We start from the raw sequence: 19443 nt of genomic DNA on the forward strand, positions 1-19443 counted from the left end.
CAGCGCCATGACACCGAACCCCACGACACCAGGACCGACAAGACGCACCGCCCTCCTCGGCGCCGCCGCCCTGGGAACGGCCGCCGCGCTGCCCACGCTCGCCGCCGTCGCACCCGCCCACGCGGCCGAAGCAGCCGACGCCGGTGATGCCTCGACACTGCGTGCCCGCTGGCACGAACTGCTCACCGGAGGCCCCGGCCTCGACCTCGCCGACCCGCGGATCGCGGCCGCCGTCGACCGGGTGGGCCGCGCCGCGACGACCACCACGACCGGCCTCGATCCGTCCAGGACCGACGGCCTGTGGCCCGACCTGAGCAACCCCGCCCTGTCCAACCACGTCGCCAGCGCCTTCCGCCGCATCGCCACGATCGCCACCGCCTGGGCCGTCCCCGGCACCCCCCAGTACGGCGACACGGCGACCGCCGACCTGCTCACCGCCGCGCTCGACTGGATGCTGGACCACCGCTACGGCCCCGGTCACACCCGCTACGACAACGACTACGACTGGGAGATCGGCGCCGCCCTGGCGCTCAACGACACCACCGTGCTGATGTACGACGTGCTCGGCGCGGACCGCCGCGAACGCATCAACACGGCCGTACGGCACTACACCCCCGACCCCAACCTGTGGCGCGCCAACCGGCAGATCGTCACCGGAGCCAACCGGGTGTGGATCTGCACCGTCGTCGCCGTCAACGCGGTCCTGCGCGAGGACACCGCGTTCCTGGCCGCGGTACGCGACGCCCTGTCCGACGTCGAGGGCGGCGGCGCCAACAGCGTGCTGGCGTTCAACGACCGGGCGGGCGGCACCGGTGAGGGCTTCTACTCCGACGGCTCCTTCCTCCAGCACTACAAGCACCCGTACAACGGCGGCTACGGCAAGGAACTGCTGAACAACCTGTCCCGGCTGCTGCGCCTGCTGGCCGGCACACCGTGGACGGTCACCGACCCGGATCTGGACAACGTCCGCCGCTGGGTGACCGACGCCTTCGACCCGCTGATCGCCCGCGGCGATGTGATGGCCTCCGTGTGCGGGCGTGAGATCGCCCGGCCCAGCAAGCAGGGGCACGCCCCCGCCCAGACCGTCATCGAGGCCGTGCTGCGGCTGATCCCGAGCTTCCCCGGGGAGACGGCCGACGCGTTCACCGCACTCGCCAAACAGTGGATCACCGAGGACACCTACCGCGACTTCCTCGCCGTCACCGACCTCGCCTCGCTCACCGCCGCGCGCAAGGTGCTCGACTCACCGGTGCCCGCCCGCGGCCGGCTGGTGGGACACCGCCAGTACCCGCGGATGGACAAGGCCGTCCACCACCGGCCCTCGTTCGCCCTCGGCATCTCCGCGTACTCCTCCCGCGTCTACAACTACGAGTCGATCCAGAACGAGAACCTGCACGGCTGGCACCTGTCCGACGGCATGGTGCTCCTGTACACCGACGACCTCGGCCACTACAGCGAGGACTACTGGCCCACCGTCGACCCGAAGCGCCTGCCCGGCACCACGGTGACGACGGACCGTCCGGCAGACGGGGCAGGCCATCGCACCGCGAGCACCGCCGACTGGGCGGGCGGCACCGTACTGCCCGGCACGACCCTCGGCGCGTACGGCATGGACCTGCGGGCGTACGGTAGTTCACTGCGCGCCCTGAAGAGCTGGTTCTGCCTGGACGACGTGATCGCCTGCGTCGGGTCCGGCATCGGCGCGGACGAGGGCACGGCGGAGACGATCGTGGAGAACCGCAAACTGCGCGACCCCGGCGCCACCCTCCTCGTCAACGGAGCCCCCGCCCTCCACGGGCCGGCCCGGTCGGCGACGCTCGACAAGGTGCGCTGGCTGCACCTCGACGGCACCGGCGGCTACGTCTTCCCCCGTCCCGCGCGGCTGCGCGCCCTGCGCGAGGAACGCACCGCGACCTGGCGGGAGATCAACCTCAAGTACGGCACCGACACCCCCGTGACCCGCCCCTATCTGACCCTGTGGCACGACCACGGCCCGGCACCGGAGGACGCCGGCTACTACTGGCTCCAGGCCCCGGCCGCCTCAGCCGCCCGCACCCGGCTGTGGTCCCAGGCCCCGCCGCTCGCGCTCGTCGCCGACTCCACGGCCGTGCACGCGGTGCGGCGCGGCGCCGACGGTCTGCTCGCCGCCAACTTCTGGGCGGCCGGCCGAGCCGGGCAACTGGCCTGCGACGGACCGGCGTCGGCGCTCGTCCGGCCCGACGGCAGAACGGTGACCGTGGCCCTGTCCGACCCGACACAGCTACGCGATCGGGTGGTCCTCGACCTCGCGGTGCCCGCGCTGAAGGTCGTCTCCGCCGACACCGGAGTGCGTGCCGAGCGCACCCCGGGCGGGACCCGCATCACCGCCGAGACCGCCGGCCTGCACGGCGCCACCGTCACCATCACCCTGACAAGGAGCTGACGTTGCTGTTCGACATGCCGCTGGAACGCCTGCGGGACTACCGGCCGGAGCCCGAGGAGCCCGGCGACTTCGACGCGTTCTGGGAGAAGACCCTCGACGACGCCGCCCGGCACCCGCTGGACGCGGAGTTCGCCCCGTACGACACGGGACTGGTCACCGTCGACGTCCTCGACGCCACCTTCAACGGCTGGGGCGGCCAGCCGGTGAAGGCGTGGCTGCTGCTGCCCCGGGGCAGGACCCGCCCGCTGCCCGCCGTCGTGCAGTACATCGGCTACAACGGCGGCCGCGGCCTCCCGTACACCTGGCTGACCTGGAGCGCGCTCGGCTACGCCCACCTGGTGATGGACAACCGGGGCCAGGGCGGCGGCGGCAAGAACACCGCCGACACCCCCGACATAGCGCCGGACGGCCACGGCTCCTCGTCCCCCGGCTTCCTCACCCGGGGTATCGAGGACCCCTCCCGCCACTACTACCGGCGGCTGATCACGGACGCGGTACGGGCCGTCGACGCGGCGAAGGCCCACCCCGACATCGACTCCGCCCGGGTCGCGGTGCTCGGCGGCAGCCAGGGCGGCGGCCTAGCCCTGGCCGTAGCCGGACTGCGCGAGGACGTGGCGGCGGCCGTGGCGGACGTGCCGTTCCTGTGCCACTACCGGCGCGCCTCGCAGATCACCGACGCCGGGCCGTACGCGGAGATCGCCCGCTGGCTGTCGGGGCACCGCTTCGCCGTGGAGCGCGCGATGCAGACCCTGTCGTACTTCGACGGCGTCAACTTCGCGGCCCGCGCCACCTGCCCGGCCTGGTTCTCGGTGGGCCTGATGGACAAGGTCTGCCCGTCGTCGACGGTGTTCGCCGCCTACCACCGTTACGCGGGCACCGCTTCGATCGAGGTGTTCCCGTACAACGGCCACGAGGGAGGCGCCGAACACGACCTGCCACGCAAGCGCGCCGCCCTCGGGGGAGTCCTCGGGAGCTGACCCCCGGCTCCGCCGCCGAGGCGAAAGCACCGGCAGCGGTCAGGCCGGCAGCCCGGTCTCCGCGTGATGCCGGATTTGCGTACCAGGTTGGGTACTTCAACGGATCTCTTCGGCATGCGGCGTGTGCGAGGCTCCGTCCGGGGCCACGGAGGAGCGGCGACACACGCCGTACCCATGCGGCTCACCCCCATCAGGCCCCTGGGGTGAGCCCGTTCCCCGTCCCCGCCCCGAAGAGGAGCGACGATGCCCGGTCACGACGAGATCAGCAGGTTCTACGGGCTGCCGATCACGCCCCGGATGCCGGAGGCGTCCGGGTATCGGCTGAGGCCTGGTCGACGGCACCTGGAACCGGTGCCGTGACGGAACACCGGTTCCCCCGCCAGCAGCCGGTCGAAGAGTTCGTACCGGTCCAGGCGTGCCTCGCCGTCCCCACCGTCGTCGGTGAAGACCTCGTCCACCAGCAGGGCCCGCAGCCGCTCCCGCAGTCCCTCCTGGCCGTCCGACCGTCCCGCGAGGTAGCTGTCGTAGTCGAGGTGGACGTCCGCGTCGACCCGGGCGCCCGAGGGATCCTCCTCCAGGACCAGCCGCGCCCGGAGGGTACCCGAGGCGGTCGTACGAGGATCGAGACTGACGCAGCAGACGACGTCCGCACGGATGTCTCCCTCCACCAGCAGGTCTCCGGCGCTGAACACCGCGTGCGCCGTCAGGTCTCCGCCGACGACGATCCGCCCTTCCGAGCCCTGGTCGTACAGACAACCGCCGACCATGAGCGAGCCGCCGACCACCAGCGGCGCCGCCACACCGAGTGGCTGCTGGGCGAACTGACCGACGTCGAGAACCGCATCGCCGAGCCCGGCTTCGCGGACGACACCGACCCCGACGAGGCGGCCGACCCGCACCGGCTGCTCGACTACTCGCTCGAAGCCGTCCTCAGCCGCCCTCCGTACAGCGCGGCGGACCTGGAGCTGAACTGGGTCGAGGACCAGTCGGACTCCCCGTACTCCTACGGGCTGATCGACGCGGAGGGGCGCTGGCGCATCCCGATGGGGCGACGGTATGTCGAGGTCAGGCCGTTCCGCGACGGAGTCGCCGAGGTACGGCTGCCCGCCGGGGACGGGTCGTACGGCGGCCCGTGGGTGCGGATCGACACCGGGGGCGAGACGGTCGGCCCGTAGCGGAGCGGGCCTCCTCCACGCGGCCGATGCCGACCGTTCCGGCGCGGTCGTGGCCGCTGTCACCCGGAGCCGGGCGCCGCTGAGGGGCCGACGGCGAGCAGCCTGTCGGCGTACGCCTGGTCCAGCTTGTCGTCCGCGGAGAGGCCCAGCGCCCGTGCCGCGGCGGTGAGGTCCCACTCGGTGATCCGCTCGGCGGCGTCGACGCGGCCGAACGCGTTGGAACGCTCGAAGTCGACGAGCACCCCGCCGTCGAAGAGGGGCGCCCGGCACGCGTAGTCGTTCCCGCTGAGGTACAGGGCACCGGTGCACCGGACGGCGTCCAGCGCCAGGATCTCCCCGGACGTCACCCCGTCACGGCACCCGACCTCGGCCGCGGCCACCATCGAGTAGTCCCACAGGGAACCGACCAGTGCCCCGGTGACCGTGAGTGTGCCCAGGACGAGGACCATCGCCTGGTCCTCCAGTACCAGGTCCCCCTCCACGACCACGTCGCCGGTGGCGACACGGAGGCTGCCCTCGGGGACGGTGATCCGCCCGGCGAGCCGCAGCGCTCCGGGAACGGCGAAGCCTTCGGCCAGCACCCGCAGGCCCGCCCACCGGTACTGGTCGGCTCCGCCGAGCCAGTCCCACAGCGTGCCCGCGTCCAGACGGCCGGGCGGCCGGGCCATTCTCAGGTCGAGTTCCTCCACGTCGACGTCGAAGGCGGCGGCGCTCTCGACGAACAGCCGATCCCTCCTCAGCGCCGGACGCACTCGCTCGTACGCCGACTTGATCCGCCGGGCGTCGAGGGGGAGCCCGTCCTCCGACCAGTGCCCGACATCCGGTGTTCCTGCCATGTCCCTCCGTTCTTGCGGGCGTGCTGTGGTCGACGGCGGTCAGGCGCCGCTCAGGCCCCCGTCTGTTCCTGTGGCTCCCGGTAGGTCATCCAGAGCCCGTCGAAGATGCGGCGCACGACCCCTTCCTGGTCCGCCGTCAGTTCGACGTCCTCCTCCTCCAACCGCTCGACAAGCTCCTGCCAGACCACTTCGGCGTCGTCGAAGGGCATGTGGTTGTCGTGTTTCCAGGTGTCGAAGGTCAGATCGATGCCTTCGAACCAGCCCTGCTCACCCTCACCGTCGTTCCAAGGGAACGTGGGAAGCTCCACCTTGCTCACTGCTCATTCCTTTCCCGTTCACACCGCAGCAGGGGCCGCCCTGCGAGCGCGGCGTCCCGGAGTCTCCCCGAGATGTCCGTGTCACCGTCGAGGAGCCCAGGCCAGGCGACAGGGCTTCGGCCGCGTCCTCGGCTTCGTCCTGTTCGTCGTAGGTGCTGCCGCACATGCTCGCTCCACGCCTCCTACCAGGGCCACCACCTGGGCCTGGCCAGGCTCTTCAGGGACTCCCGCGCGCGGTTCACCTGCTCTTGCAGGTAGGCGTGGTCGATTCCGGCGAAGCGGGTGACGACGTAGTTCCATTGGGCGGCCGCCTCGTCGCGCTGCCTCAGTTCCAGGTAGGCATCGCCGAGACTGGCCGCCGCCCAGGCCACGAACTCCAGAACGCTGGGGCGTGGGTCGTTGCCGACACGGTTCGTCAGGTCGTGCCAGGTGGCCATGGCCTCCTGGTCCCGGCCCTGCGCCTGGAGGGCGGCGCCGTAGTTGAGAGCCGCCTTGGCCAGTTCCTCGCTGACCACCGTCTCGTCGTCGGAGAGATCCCACGGCCGGTAGTCGATCCGGCGGGCAAGCTCGGCGAGTGCCTGCATCCGTTCGGCCAGCCGGCTGAGTTTCTTGAAGGCGATGGCCTTGCCGCCCCAGGCGACTGCCAGGTTGCGGCGGAAGACATCGTCCGGCCATCCCTCGAACATGACGATGGTCTGCTGGTAGCGGGCAAGGGCCCGTTCCAGGGAGCCCTGGTCCATGCAGATGTGGGCACCCCAGGTCAACGCGTCGCCGACCCTGCAGGCCACCAGCGGATCCCGGCTGTGCCGGAAACGTGCGATCAGATTGTCGTAGGCGGCCAGCGCCTGCGTCCCCGCCGCCCCGTCACCCTGTAGTTGTAGGGCCTTGCCCGCCTCGAACATGGCGGTGGCGGTGGCGGTGGAGGTGGCGGTGGCGCGATCATCCCCGTGGACGGTGGTCATCGGTTTGACTCTTCTTCCCTGTCCCGCTCCGTGTACGTGGGACATGACCCTCGGCACGGTAGCCATACTCACCACCGCCCGGCCGTCGTCCGGCGACCTGCCCACGCGGGTTCAGTAGCGGATTAGGTAGTTCCACGGACCGGTGGCCCCTCGGCCACGTCGTTCGCCTCGCCGGACATGACCCCCGGCATGGCGGCCGCGATCACCGGTACCAGCGGTTCCGACAGAGCGACTGGTCAGTAGTGTGACGCGCTGCGCTCCTGTCAGCCAGAATGCGGCGTGGTCGGAGAATGCCGAGGTGGAGGTCTGCGGCGGGCTGCGTTGTCGTAGCCGTGTTGTAGAACGCTGATCGACAGAAATCGACAGAAGCCGATGTCACGCCCGGTGCTCCCGGCCCGGGGCCAGGGCATCCGGCGACAGCGTTCGTTCCGAGGGAGATCGCGGTGGTTGAGTCGTACGACGGACTGGCGGGGCGCGCGGCGACAGTGCCGTTCGTCAGCAGGTCCGCGGAGCTCGGCCGGCTCGAATCGGCCCTGAAGCACATGGGCGCCGGCGGTCCGGCCGTCGTCGACCTCACCGGCGAGGCGGGCATCGGCAAGAGCCGGCTGCTGGCGGAGTTCACCGCGCTCGCCCGCCGCCGGGGCGCGATCGTGCTGCGCGGCCGGGCCACCGAGTACGAGCGGCACGGCCCCTTCCAGCCGTTCGCCGACGCCTTCGCCGACCTCGGCCCACGCGCGCTCAGGACCGTACCGTCGCTGCGGGAGCTGCCGCCGGTGCTGCGGGGGAGGGGCGAGCCGGAGGGCGAGGCCTGGACCCGGGACCGGTTCGGGCTCTACCGCACCACCGTGGACGTCCTGCGCCGCGTCCGAGGGACCCGGCTCGTGGTGGTCCTCGACGACCTGCACTGGGCCGACCCCGCCTCCCTGGAACTCGTCGACCACCTCGTACGGCACCCGGTACCGGGCCCGTTCCTGCTCGTCGTGGCACGCCGCGACCGGCAGGCCCCGGCCGCCCTCACCGCGGCGCTGGCCCGCGGCGCCGACACCGGCGTGGTGCTGCGCGTCGCCCTCGGCCCGCTGGGCGAGCGGGACTGCGTCGAGGAACTGGCCCACGACCTGCCACGGCGCCGGGCGGCCGAGCTGTACGCGGCGAGCGAGGGCAACCCCCTGTACTTCCTCGCCCTCCTGCAGTCCCATCGCGGCTCCCGGCGGCTCGGGACACCGCTTCCCGAACCGTCGCGGAGGGCCGCCGCCCACGCCTTCCCGGACGGCTTGCCCGCCGGGCTGGGGGCGCTGCTGCTGGACGAGCTGGCGCCGCTGGAACCGCTGGAGCACTACGCCGTGGAAGCCGCCGCCGTCCTCGGCGACCGCGCCACCGCCGAGCTGATCGCCACCCTCACCGCCTCGCCCGTCGCCGACGTCGTCGAGGCACTGCGCGAGGTGACGCGCCGCGATCTCGTCCGGCCGGACCGGGACGGACACCGCCTGGCCCTGCGCCATCCGCTGATCCGGGCACTCGTCCACGAGAACACCGACCCCTGGCGGCGCCAGGAGTTCCACCGGCGCGCGGCGGCCGCCCTCGCCCGGGCCGGCGCCCCCCTCGCCGAGCAGGCCCACCATGTGGAGCACTCCCTGACCGGATGGGACCCGGACGCCGCCGCCGTCCTGACCAGGGCCGCCGAACAGAGCGCCGTGACCGCGCCCGCCACCTCCGCCCACTGGCTCCAGACCGTTCTCCGGATCCTGCCCGACACCCCCGAACACCTCGACCGGCGCCGCGAACTGATGCTGGCCCGGGCCGCCGCACTCGGCACCACCGGGGCCCTGCGGGACAGCCGGGACCTCTTCCACCAGGTGATCGACATGCCGAGCCGGAACACGGAGGACGACGCGCTCCGCATATCCGCGGTCGTGCAGTGCGCCGTCATGGAACGCCAACTCGGGCGCTACGCCGAGGCCGACGCCCTGCTGCGCCGCGAACTGGACCGACGCCCAGGCCCCTCCCCGGCCCAGCGCATCGCCCTCGTCGTCGAATGGTGCTGCCGCGCCCAGTTCGTCGCCCGCTTCCCCGACGTACGGGACGAACTCGCCCGGACGCTCGCCGAGGCCCGCGCGCTCGGGGACGGACTCGGCGAGATCGGCGCCCTGACGCTGGCCGCCATGAGCGAGGCGTACGAGGGCGACACGGCCGAGGCCCGCGACCTCGCCCGTACCGCGTCCGGACTGGCCGACGCCCTCACCGACAGTGACCTCGCCGGGGTGTGCGAGCCGCTGGTCCGGCTGGGCTGGGCCGAGGTCATGCTCGACGCCTACGCCGACGCCGAACGCCACACCGCCCGGGGCGCGGACATCGCCCGCCGCACCGGACGCCTCTACATGCTCTCCCAGCTTCTGCTGGGCCAGGCGTACGCCCACTTCCTGACCTGCCGCATCACCTCGGCGCTGGAACTGGCCGACGAGGCCGCGACCATCGCCCGCGCCCTGGGCAGCGGCGAACTCCTCGGCTTCACACTCGCGGTCCGGGCCCTGTTCCTGGGGCAGGCCTGCCCGCCGGGCGACCCGGAGGTCCTGGCCGCCGCCGAGGAGGCCGCGGGGGCGGTGGAGGGCGCCGCCGAGAGCTGGTGGTCCACCCTGTCCCGGTCCCTGCTCGCCTTCGCCGCGCTGAGCGCCGGCGACCCGCACCGCGCCCGGGACGTCCTGCTGGACGCGGGCGGCGGCAGGGACCTGCACCGGCTCCAGCCCTCACTGCTGCCCGAGTTCCTGGAACTGCTCGTCGCCACCTCCCTGGCCGTCGGCGAGACGGCGGACGCCGAACAGGCCGCCGAGCGCGCCCTGAAGGAGGCCGAGCGCATCGACCTGCCCACCCGCCGGGCGGCGGCCCTGCGCGCCCTGGGCCGGGTGGAGGCCCACCGGGGGGATGCGGCCGCCGCGGCACGCGCCTTCGCCGAAGCGGCCCGGGAAAGCGCGCGCTCCGGCGCCACCCTGCGCGAAGTGCAGAGCCTGCTGCTCGCCGCCCCCTTCGCACGGGCCGCGGGTGACGGCCCGCGCGCGGCGGAGATGTGGCGGCGGGCCCGCCGTCTGGCCGCCGAGGGCGGGGCGGTGCTGCTGGTCGCGCTGGCCGACCGGCAGCACCCGGAGGTCCTGGGCGAGTCGGCGGGCCCGGGGGAGGAGGCGTCCGGCCCGGCCGTCGTACTGGCCCAGCTCACCGCGCGGGAGCGGGAGATAGCGGAACTGGTCGCCGAGGGCCTCACCAACCATGCCGTCGCCTCCCGGCTCTGCCTCAGCCCGCGCACGGTCGAGAGCCATGTCGCCCGTGTCTACCGCAAGACGGGCGTCCCGTCCCGCGCCGCCCTGGCCACGCTGATGGCCCGCCAGGCGGAAGCGGGGCGCGAGGCGCCGCCGCCTCCGTGACGGGCCTCCTGGAACTCGCCCCGCCCGCACGCGAACATCCCGACCGCGCCGCAGCACGCGTCGGGTTTCTATGACGACCCCGGGGCGCTGCGTCCCCGGATGACGGTCCGCGTCCATCGGGTCTCCGCGGGAGACAGCCTTGTCACAAAGGGCCGGGGCATGATCGTCATGGTGGACGACGGACTTCCGCCCCCGTTGGCCGGCCGACTCCCGGCGTGCCGCCGCTCGCCGCACCGCGCGGGCGTGGATCAGTCCTCCCAGCGCCGCCGGTAGCGCGGAGGGCGGCGCGGCGGTTCCACGGACAGCACCGGCTCGTCGGCCGGCTCGTCCGTGCACCCGCCCGGCGAGGTCGGTGACGCGTACCGCGCCCAGCGCAGGGCGTGCCGCACGCCGAGCACGTACGACTCCGTCCAGCGTCCGCCGGCGGGGTACATCGGCGGTGCCCCGGGCCGGTCGCGGACGATGCCGTGGGCCAGCAGCTCCTCCTCCGCCGCCGTCCGCGGTGTCGCCGGGGCGGCGGCCGGGCCGCTGAGCGGAGCGGGGCCCCGGCCGAGCAGCCAGTCGTAGGCGTCGATCGCGCCCTGCTCGAAGTCGGTGCGTGAAGCGGCGCGGTAGGACTCACACCGGGTGCGGTCGGCCGTGATCTGCTCGGCTGGACGCAACAGGCGTCGGCCGTCGGGGCGTTGGGAGGAGATCATCACTGGCCGGCGGGATACATGCGGAACACCTCGCCGTCGACGTTCGCCTTCAGATAGCCGCTGTCGTATTCGTCGCCGACGTAGACACGGATCTCCGGCTCGTGGCTGATCACATCGGTGGTGATGCGGAGGTAGCGGATGGTCGGTTTCTCGATGCCGAGCTCGTTGTCGGCCTTGGTCAGCAGCGCGGGCAGTTTGTCCCAGGCGACGGCGTCGAGGTCGATGAGCGCGGTATCGGAGCTCAGGGTCCCACCCGCCCGGTCGCGCGTCATGGCGCCGTCGCGGTATTCGAGCACGTCCCACCGGCTGCGGTTCGCCTTCGTCGGGGCGTCGAGGAAGGCGTAGTCCAGGTAGACGCTGGCGTCCTTGACCTCGGTGCCGCCCGAGGTCGTGCGCAGGGCCTTGGTCAGGGTGCGCATACCCGCCGGCGTGAGCAGGTTCTGTGCGGAGTCGGCATCGGTGCCGTTCCCGTTCTCGTCGTCGGCCTTCTCCGCGCCGGCGGAGCCGTCCGCCGAGCCCTTGGCGCCGGAGTTCACGGGAGCTGTGTCGGAAGCCGAGCCGGGGTTCGCCCCGGCCGTGGAATCGCCGAAGTCGGGGCGCGACACCCACAGCATGGTGCCGGTGATGATCATCACCGTGGCGACGGAGGCTGCGAGTTTCCTCCTCGGTGCGGGGCCTCGCCCACGCGGACGTCGCGGGGCCGGGACAGCCGGGGTGCTCGGGGTTGCCGGGGTGCTCGGGGACGCCGGGGCTGTCGGCTCGGCGGGAGTCGTGGTGAACGGGACGCCGACCGTCGCCGCCCCGGCGAAGGCGGCCGGGTGGGGCGAAAGGTCGGGCGTCACCGCCGGAGCCGGGTTCGGCATCGTCGGCGCGGGGCCGAAGCTGTACGAAGGAACTGCGTCCGACCGACCGCTCTCGGCGTCGGCCAGCATGCGGTCGAGCTGCTCCGCGTCGGGACGTACGGCCGGGTCCCGCTGGAGCAGGGCGGACAGCACCGGGGCGAGAGGCCCGGAGCGCACCGGCGGCGGAATCGGTTCGTCGAGCACGGCGACGAGCGTGGCCATGCTGGTGGCGCGCCGCAGGGGGGAGTGGTCCTCCACGGCGACGTACAGCATCATGCCCAGTGACCACAGGTCCGAGGCAGGGTTGCCCTCCTCGCCGCGGATCCGCTCGGGCGCGATGAACTCCGGTGAGCCGATCAGATCGCCCGTGGCCGTCAGCCGGGTGGAGGCGTCCGGCAGGGCCGCGATGCCGAAGTCGGTGAGTACGGGGGTGCCGTCCTCGCGGAGCAGCACGTTCGGGGGCTTGACGTCGCGGTGGTGCACGCCCGCCGCGTGCGCGGCCCGCAGCCCGGCCAGCACGCCCCGCCCGACCCGGGCGGCCTCGGCCGGGGACAAGGGGCCCTGGTCCAGACGGTCCTGGAGGGAACCGCCGGTGACCAGCTCCATCACCAGCCACGGATGGGGAGTGTCGGCCCGGTCCACGATGTGGTGGATCGTCACCACGTGGGGGTGGTGGAGCCGCGCCAGCGAGCGCGCCTCGCGCAGCACCCGCTCGCGCAGCATCCGCGCGACCGCCGGGTCGCCCTCGTGATCCAGCGACGCGGGCGGGCGCACCTCCTTCAGGGCGACTTCCCGGTGCAGGAGGATGTCACGGGCACGCCACACCAGCCCCATGCCTCCACCGCCGAGCCGCTGCAGCAGTTCGAAGCGGTCGTCGATCAGTCGTGGGTGTGGGCCCGACCCCGGGGTGTTCATGGCGCGCATCGTAGGTGTCGCCGGTGGGGAGTCGGGGCGGCCCGCGGCCGACCGGGGAACTGCCGACTGCCGGCCCCCGAGAATTGCGTATCCGGTTCCGTAGTTCCACGGATGCCGAGGCCGACGCCTCGGGCAGGGTGATCAACAGGCGGCGGACGGTCGGCCACTTCGACAGGCCGACCGTCGACCGCCTGCGCGACCAACTCCCGCACGTCCGCGTGCAACTGTGAACGGACGACAAGAACGACGAGAATGCCCGCACTTGAGCAGCAGCACATCAAGCAGTTGCTGCGGCCACTGGTCCGCAGCCGCACCGTACTGGCCGACGCCCCACCCTCCCGTGACGCGTCAGCTCGTCGCGGCCCGTTTCGGCGGGCTGACCTAGGTTCTGTCGTCAAATGTCAGGCCCACATCAGGAGTGATGCGAGGGCGACGGCGGCTTCGTAGGACTCGGCGTTCTTGTCGTACCGGGTGGCGATGCCACGCCACCGTTTCAAGCAGTTGAAGCAGCGTTCCACGACGTTGCGGTGCTTGTATGCCTCGCGGTCGAAGCCCGGCGAGTGGCCTCCGTGGCTGCCTCGCCGGGCCCGGTGGCTGGCCTGGTCGGCCCGTTCGGGGATCGTGTGCGGGATGCCGCGCCGGCGGAGCCAGGCGCGGATCGCCTTCGAGCTGTAGCCCTTGTCGCCCAGGATGTGATTGGGCCGGACGCGGGGCCGACCGGGCCCGATCCGGGGCGCCCGGATCGCTTCCATCACCGCGGTGAAACGGGTGCAGTCGTTGGTGTTGCCGCCCGTGGCGACGAAGCCGAGCGGGCGGCCTCTGCCGCTGAAGGCACCGCCCAGGCTTGCGCCATGAAGATCACGTACGAGTGGCGGGGCGACATCGACGACGTCGCGCTCGACGCGCTGCACGCGAAGGGTTTCGGCCACCCGGCCCCGGGCGCCGACTGGGCGGCCCGGCTCCGGCGCCACAGCCTCGACTGGGGCTGTGCACCCCGGGTGACCTGCGGTCGAGTGGTCACGACGGCGCACGGCGGGAGGAGCGGTTCCCCGGTATGTCCGGTATGTGGCTATGAGGATCATGCAGCGATGCGGCTCATGCAGCGGTGTGGCTCAGTAGAACTACGCAATCGGCCACGCAAACCGCCGGAACCTCCCTGCTCATGGCCAACGGTGAGGGTATCTGTTCTACGTTGCGGAGGTCCGGCGTCCGCCCGGTCGGGGCCCGTTGTCGGTGGGCCGTCCTAGAGTCCTCACCATGAACGAAGACATGAGCGAATCGCATTTTGCTGCTGACATGCCCGCTCGCGGCGACCACCCGCTGCCCATCGACATGGAGGCGATCCGGCGGGTGGCCGGGGCCATGCGGACCGAGCGGGCCGCGGTGTGCGAGGCCGCCGGGACCCCCGACGACAGTGGCTGGCTCGCCGAGCTCGTGGGGCCGGACCTCGGCAGCTACCGGGAGTTCGCCGCCCAGCTGGGTGAGGGCATCGACCCCGACCTGCTGTGGGCCGTCCCGGAGATGTGCGCCAAGGCGCTCGGCGGGGACGGTGCCACCCGTACCCTGCGCGGTGACCAGCTCCTGGACACGCCGTTCTTCCACCACGGCGACCTGGTCGTGAAGGGCCATCTGCAGGTGGCGGCGCCCTTCGTGCTGACCGGTTCACTGACCGTCGAGGGCGTGCTGAGGGACTGCGGCCCCGATTCGGTCATGGCCGTCGGCGGCGATGTGACGGCCCGTGGGATGTTCACCGACGGCGAGGTGGAATGCGGTGACATCCACGCCGAGGTCGTCTACGGCTCCTACAACGACCACACCCTCCGGGCCGGCACGATCCATGCCCGCCTGGTCATCGAGGACGACCACGAGACGATCGCCTCGGTGGAAGCGGACCACTACTACGACCAGGACACCTACCAGGACATCTTCGGCGAAGGCGTGCAGGAGCAACTGCGCGAACTCCTGGTGGACGAGGTCTTCGCCGCGGAGGACGCGGAGGACGCCGAGGACGCCGAGGACGCCGAGGACGAGGAGCGGCTCGACCCGGGACGGCTCTTCGACCGGCTGGCCGAGGACCTGCCCGTCTTCCGCGCCTCCGCCGCCCCTCAGACCCACTGAGCGACCCCCACTCGCCCCACCCCACTCATGGAGCAGTCACAGATGGTCCACTCGCCGCCCGGCTACCGCGTCATCGGCGTCCAGGAGGCGGAGGAGCGGTTCCAGGTCTCCGCCGATGTCGCCCATTCCTACGCCGAGTTCGCCGACGACCAGGAGATCCGGCTGTACGAGGGCGGTCTGCGCATCACCGGGAACCTGGCACCCGAACCGGAGCAGGACTGGGTCCTCTACAACATCGTCGTCGACGGTGACCTCGTCCTCCACGGCGACCTGGACTGGTTCTCCCGCACCGAGGGCAGCTTCCTCCTGGTCACCGGGAACCTGCGGGCCCGCCACGTCATCCTCGACGGCCGCCCGGACGTCGTCGTGCGCGGGAAGCTGGAGGCGAACGGGGTCGTCCACGGCTGGGACGAGGACCATGACGGCTGCTGCTCGGACCTGGCCGACAGCGGCAAGCTGACGGTGCGCGGCGCTACCCGGGCCGCGCTGATCGTCGTCACCTCGCAGTTCCGTATGGACTTCGGGGCACGGCCCCAGGCGCTGATCGCCGGCGCCCCGGAGTGCGTCAACCCCACGGCGGACCTCGACGAGGAGGGCCTGACCGGCCTTCTTGAGCCCGAACTCCTCTACGAGGACGGCCGCCCCGACCCCGCCAAGGTCGCGGACGCCCTGCGCACCGACCGGCCGGTGGTGCGCTTCGGCGTCGATCTGACGCCTCCCGCCTCGGCGCAGGGCCGGGAGGGCAGCGGGCACCCGCGTCTGGACTCCCTCCTCGAACGCGCCGAGGAGGTCACCGAGATCGACCTGGCGTACAGCTCGCTGGAGGACTTCCCCGAACAACTCCTGCGCTTCCCCAACCTGCGGTTCCTGTCCCTGGAGGGCACCGAGGTCGGCCGTATCGACGAACGCATCGGTGAACTGACCTCCCTGGAGGTCCTGCGTCTCGACCATGCCGCACTGACCGAACTCCCCGACTCCATCGGCCGGTTGCCCAACCTCCGTCGGCTGGACATCTCCAACAACGCCTTCACCGCCCTGCCCGACTCCCTCGGCGACCTGGACCGGCTGGAGGTCCTGCGCGCCGGGCGCCTCACCTGCCCGCTGCCCGCATCCCTGGCCCGCCTCGGCTCACTGCGTCACCTGTCCCTGCCGCACCTGCACCACGGCCTGCACGACGACAGCCCGGCCCCTCTGGTCGACTTCCCCGACCTCGTCCTGCGCCTGACCGGTCTACGGTCCCTGGACCTGTCCGACACCTGGCTGGCCTCCGTCCCGGACGACCTGCTGAACCTGACCGAACTGGAGGAGCTGTACCTCGCCCGCTCCCTGTCGGACCGGGTGACCCGACTGCCCGACCTGGCCCGGCTGCCCCGGCTGCGCGCACTGCGCCTCAGCGGACACACCCCGGAACAGGCCCCGCCCGGCCGAGACCTGCTCGCCGGCATCTGGGACATCCCCACTCTGGAGTACCTGGAGATCGACGGCTGGGGCGAGGCGGTCGTCGACGGGGACACCGCGCGTACGCCCTTCACCGCCCTGCCCGACGGCGCCTGCGCCCGGACCCCGAACCTCCGCTACCTGGACCTCGCCCACAACGAACTCACCACCCTCCCCGAGCCGTTCTTCGCCCTGCGCCACCTGGAGTTCGCGAACCTGCGCGCCACCTGCCTCGACCGGGCCACCGTGGACCGCGTGCGCGACACCCACCCCGGCGCCCACCTCGTACTGGAGGACATCGCTCCCCGTCCGGCCGCCGCCGACCCGACCCGGCAGCAGGTGCGGGACCTGGTGCGGACGGCCGCCGAGAAGCTCTACGGCGGCACGGACGGCGACGTCCGGGAAGCCGTCGCCTCCTACGAAGCCGCCCTGGCCCTCTGCGTCCCCGGCGCCCACTACTCCGACCACGACCGGCTCCACGCGTACCACGGCCTGATCGAGGCCCTCAGCAGCATCCTGCGCGGCAGCCCCGCCCCCGACCACCCCGAACTGACCGCCAAGCTCATCCACCGCGCCGAGCAGGCACTGTCCCTGCTGCCCGACCACATCACGACCACGACCGACGAAGGCCACCTCCAGGCGATGGTCAAGCGCCACACCGGCAACGCCCTCGCCTGGTATCTGCTGCACAGCGGCGAACCGGAGCGCGCGCTGACCGCCGTGGAACAGGCGCTGTCGGTCGCCGACGACCCCGGACACGACTGGGTCCGCGACACCCAGGTCCGCGTCCTGCTCGCCCTCGGCCGCACCGACGAGGCGTACCGGGTGACCGACGAGGTTCTTTCCCGCGTCCCCTCCTACCTCCTGACCGCCGGAATCGTCCTGCGCGACGCCGTCTTCGGCGACCTCACCGACATCGTCGCCTCACCGGGGTTCCAGCAGTGGCGCGAAGCCCGGCGCGACGCACAGCAGCAAGGGAGCACCCCCGCATGACCGACCAGAAGTCCGCCGGCACGGCCGCCATGGTGCACTCGCCTCCGGGCTACCGCGTCATCACCGTCGAGGAGGCCGAGAAGCGCTTCCGGGTCTCCGACGACATCGGGTACCCGTACGCCGACTTCGCCGACGAGCAGGAGATCCGCCTGTACGAGGGTGGCCTGCACGTCGCCGGGCACCTGGGGCCGGAGGGGGACGACGACTGGGTGCCGTACAACACGATCGTGGACGGGGACCTCACCGTCGACGGCGACCTGGACTGGTGGGATCACAGCGGCGGCAACTTCCTCGTGGTCACCGGCAGCCTGCGGGCCCGCAACGTGATCCTGGCCGGCTGCCCGAACGTGGCGGTGCGGGGCGACCTGGAGGTGACGGGCGGCATCTGCTGTTCCTACGGCGACGACGGCGGCCTCCTCACGGTGTGCGGCAGCACCCGCGCCCAACTCCTCGTCAGCATGCTCTACTTCAACCTGGTCCTCGCCGAGCAGCCGCAGGCCCTGTTCGTCTCCAGCCGCTACCGCAGCAACTGCCCGGTCGACTTCGACGACGACGAACTGCACACCCTCCTGCTGCCCGAACTCCTCGACGACCACGGCGAGGCGGACGCGGAAGAGATCGAGCAGGCCCTGCGCGAGGGACGGCAGGTGCTGCGAGCGGGCGTGCGCCCGAGCCACCTGGCCGCCCTGGAGGAGCTGGACGCCCTGCTGGACCGGGTGGAGGAGGTCACCGAACTCGACCTCTCCGCAAGGAGGTTGAGGCACTTCCCCCAGCAACTGCTCGCGTTCCCCCGGCTGCGCGTGCTGTCCCTCGCGGACAACCCCGACCTCGGCCGCCTCGACCCGCGCATCGGTGAGCTCACCGCACTCGAAGAACTCGACGTGTCGGGCACCGGCCTGACCGAACTGCCCGAGTCCGTCGGACGGTTGCCCAACCTCCGCGAGCTGGACATCTCCGACAACGACTTCACCACCTCCACCGGGCTACCGGACTGCCTCGGCGACCTCGGCCGACTGGAGGCACTGCGCGCCTCGCATCTGACCTGCCACCTCCCCGAGTCGCTCGCCCGGCTGCGCTCACTGCGCGAGCTGGACCTGTCCCGCTACCGCCAAGGCCGCTACCTCTCCGACACACCCGTCGACCTCCCCGATGTCGTCACCCGCATGCCCGGATTGCGCTCCCTGGACCTGTCCGGTACCCGGCTGGACTCCGTCCCCGACACCCTGCTCAACCTCACGGAACTGGAGGAACTGAACCTCAACGGCAGCCTGTCCGCCCAGGTGTACCGCCTGCCGGAGCTGGCCCGGCTGCCCCGGCTGCGCGTGCTGCGCCTCAGCGGCCACACGCCGTCCACCGACCAGCGCCCGCCCAGCCGCGACCTGCTCGCCGGCATCTGGGACATCACCACCCTGGAACACCTGGAGATCGACCGCTGGGGCCAGGAGGTCTTCGAGGGCAACAAGGTCCGCAAGCCCCTCCGGGCCCTCCCGGACTGTGCGTTTGCCCGCACCCCGAACCTGCGCCACGTCGACCTGTCGTTCAACGAACTCACCACCCTCCCCGAGCCGTTCTACGCCCTGCGCCACCTGGAATTCGTGGACCTGCGCTACTCCCGGCTCGACCAGCCCACCCGGGAGCGGCTGCGCGGCACCTTCCCGCACGTCCGCATCGACCTGCGCGACACCGGCACCCGCGGCACCGACGTCGACGACGCGAACTGGCAGGCTGTGCACACCCTGGTCAAGGACGGCGGCGCCAAGCTCCGGGCCCAGGACCACCAGCAGGCCGCGACCGCCTTCGAAGAGGCCATCGCCCTGTGCGTCCCCGGCTCCCGCTACTCCGACTACGACCAGCTCTACGCCCACTACGGCCTGGTCGACGCCCTCGGCCACCTCGCCGACCACGCACCGGAACGCGACCGCCCCGCCATGGCCGTCAAGCTCATCCGGTACGCCGAACAGGCGCTCGCGCTGATACCCGGCACGATCTGGCACTTAACCGACGAGGGTGCCTTCCAGGAGGAGGTCAAGCGCCGCACCGGCAACGCCCTCGCCTGGCACCTGCTGCACAGCGGCGAACCGGAGCGCGCGCTGACGGCCGTGGAACAGGCCCTGACGGTCGCCTCCGCCCCGGAGTACGACTTCATCCGCGACACTCAGGTCCGCGTCCTGCTCGCCCTCGGCCGCACCGAAGACGCCTACCGCGTCGCCGACCGGGTCCTCACCCGCGACCCCTCCTTCGACGACCTGACCGACATCGCGGCCCTGCCCGAGTTCCAGTCGTGGCGCCGGGAACAGCGCACCCACCGGGCCCTCGGAGGCGGTCGATGACTCCCGAACCC

13 protein-coding genes and 1 pseudogene are annotated in these 19443 nt (G+C 72.1%); 7 read left to right on the forward strand and 7 right to left on the reverse strand.

What is annotated here, in order from left to right:
* The first annotated feature begins 7 nt into the window (after positions 1-7).
* Together ICC28_RS22740 and ICC28_RS22745 are read left to right on the forward strand one after the other, a co-directional pair.
* Positions 8-2422 carry a polysaccharide lyase 8 family protein gene (locus ICC28_RS22740; RefSeq protein ID WP_188290517.1) on the forward strand — a complete coding sequence of 805 codons (2415 nt, stop codon included), beginning with the start codon at positions 8-10 and terminating at the stop codon, positions 2420-2422.
* Between the two features lie 2 nt (positions 2423-2424).
* Complete coding sequence (locus ICC28_RS22745) at positions 2425-3399, forward strand: acetylxylan esterase (protein WP_317454065.1); 975 nt, start codon at positions 2425-2427, stop codon at positions 3397-3399.
* Positions 3400-3671: 272 nt separating this feature from the next.
* Here the strand turns inward: ICC28_RS22745 and ICC28_RS22750 are convergent, their stop codons facing one another.
* Positions 3672-4091: a hypothetical protein gene (locus ICC28_RS22750; RefSeq protein WP_188290518.1), complete on the reverse strand. Its 420-nt coding sequence runs from the start codon at positions 4089-4091 to the stop codon at positions 3672-3674.
* Positions 4092-4094: 3 nt separating this feature from the next.
* On the opposite strand from ICC28_RS22750, the gene ICC28_RS22755 reads away from it, so the two are divergent.
* Entirely contained in the window at positions 4095-4574 is a 480-nt protein-coding gene (locus ICC28_RS22755; protein WP_188290519.1) for a WG repeat-containing protein, read from the forward strand.
* A gap of 59 nt (positions 4575-4633) precedes the next feature.
* On the opposite strand, the gene ICC28_RS22760 is transcribed toward ICC28_RS22755, so the two are convergent.
* The 3 genes from ICC28_RS22760 to ICC28_RS22770 form a co-directional block, all read right to left on the reverse strand.
* Positions 4634-5410 carry a hypothetical protein gene (locus tag ICC28_RS22760; protein ID WP_188290520.1) on the reverse strand — a complete coding sequence of 259 codons (777 nt, stop codon included), beginning with the start codon at positions 5408-5410 and terminating at the stop codon, positions 4634-4636.
* A 50-nt stretch (positions 5411-5460) separates the two neighbouring features.
* Positions 5461-5727: a hypothetical protein gene (locus tag ICC28_RS22765; protein ID WP_188290521.1), complete on the reverse strand. Its 267-nt coding sequence runs from the start codon at positions 5725-5727 to the stop codon at positions 5461-5463.
* Between the two features lie 182 nt (positions 5728-5909).
* Complete coding sequence (locus tag ICC28_RS22770) at positions 5910-6689, reverse strand: hypothetical protein (RefSeq protein WP_188290522.1); 780 nt, start codon at positions 6687-6689, stop codon at positions 5910-5912.
* Positions 6690-7132: 443 nt separating this feature from the next.
* Between ICC28_RS22770 and ICC28_RS22775 the strand changes: the two genes are divergently transcribed.
* Positions 7133-10099, forward strand: coding sequence for a helix-turn-helix transcriptional regulator (locus tag ICC28_RS22775; protein WP_188290523.1), 2967 nt, complete (start codon positions 7133-7135; stop codon positions 10097-10099).
* Positions 10100-10347: 248 nt separating this feature from the next.
* Here the strand turns inward: ICC28_RS22775 and ICC28_RS22780 are convergent, their stop codons facing one another.
* The 3 genes and pseudogenes from ICC28_RS22780 to ICC28_RS22790 form a co-directional block, all read right to left on the reverse strand.
* Positions 10348-10797 (reverse strand): hypothetical protein, encoded by a 450-nt coding sequence (locus tag ICC28_RS22780; RefSeq protein ID WP_188290524.1) that lies wholly within the window; start codon positions 10795-10797, stop codon positions 10348-10350.
* A complete protein-coding gene (locus tag ICC28_RS22785; protein WP_411158617.1) occupies positions 10797-12563 on the reverse strand; it encodes a protein kinase domain-containing protein in 1767 nt (588 codons plus the stop codon). The genes ICC28_RS22780 and ICC28_RS22785 overlap by 1 nt, the downstream gene beginning before the upstream one ends.
* Positions 12564-12955: 392 nt before the next feature.
* Positions 12956-13405 (reverse strand): annotated as a pseudogene (locus ICC28_RS22790) (IS5 family transposase); the annotation flags it as partial.
* Positions 13406-13850: 445 nt separating this feature from the next.
* Here ICC28_RS22790 and ICC28_RS22795 point away from each other — a divergent pair.
* From ICC28_RS22795 to ICC28_RS22805, 3 genes are read left to right on the forward strand one after another with little or no spacing between them, the layout of a single operon-like run.
* Entirely contained in the window at positions 13851-14672 is an 822-nt protein-coding gene (locus ICC28_RS22795; RefSeq protein WP_188290527.1) for a hypothetical protein, read from the forward strand.
* A gap of 27 nt (positions 14673-14699) precedes the next feature.
* Positions 14700-17102: a hypothetical protein gene (locus ICC28_RS22800; RefSeq protein ID WP_188290528.1), complete on the forward strand. Its 2403-nt coding sequence runs from the start codon at positions 14700-14702 to the stop codon at positions 17100-17102.
* Complete coding sequence (locus ICC28_RS22805; RefSeq protein WP_188290529.1) at positions 17099-19432, forward strand: leucine-rich repeat domain-containing protein; 2334 nt, start codon at positions 17099-17101, stop codon at positions 19430-19432. Before ICC28_RS22800 ends, ICC28_RS22805 begins: the two co-directional genes overlap by 4 nt.
* Positions 19433-19443: the final 11 nt, after the last annotated feature.

The organism is Streptomyces sp. TRM68416 (assembly GCF_014596915.1).
Lineage (GTDB): Bacteria > Actinomycetota > Actinomycetes > Streptomycetales > Streptomycetaceae > Streptomyces.

Excerpts from the sequence above, each read along its gene's own strand:
- ICC28_RS22740 (WP_188290517.1), top strand. The coding sequence starts at position 8 with ATGACACCGAACCCCACGACACCAGGACCGACAAGACGCACCGCCCTC.
- ICC28_RS22760 (WP_188290520.1), bottom strand. The coding sequence starts at position 5,410 with ATGGCAGGAACACCGGATGTCGGGCACTGGTCGGAGGACGGGCTCCCC.
- ICC28_RS22770 (WP_188290522.1), bottom strand. The coding sequence starts at position 6,689 with ATGACCACCGTCCACGGGGATGATCGCGCCACCGCCACCTCCACCGCC.
- ICC28_RS22780 (WP_188290524.1), bottom strand. The coding sequence starts at position 10,797 with ATGATCTCCTCCCAACGCCCCGACGGCCGACGCCTGTTGCGTCCAGCC.
- ICC28_RS22785 (WP_411158617.1), bottom strand. The coding sequence starts at position 12,563 with ATGCGCGCCATGAACACCCCGGGGTCGGGCCCACACCCACGACTGATC.
- ICC28_RS22795 (WP_188290527.1), top strand. The coding sequence starts at position 13,851 with ATGCCCGCTCGCGGCGACCACCCGCTGCCCATCGACATGGAGGCGATC.
- ICC28_RS22800 (WP_188290528.1), top strand. The coding sequence starts at position 14,700 with ATGGAGCAGTCACAGATGGTCCACTCGCCGCCCGGCTACCGCGTCATC.
- ICC28_RS22805 (WP_188290529.1), top strand. The coding sequence starts at position 17,099 with ATGACCGACCAGAAGTCCGCCGGCACGGCCGCCATGGTGCACTCGCCT.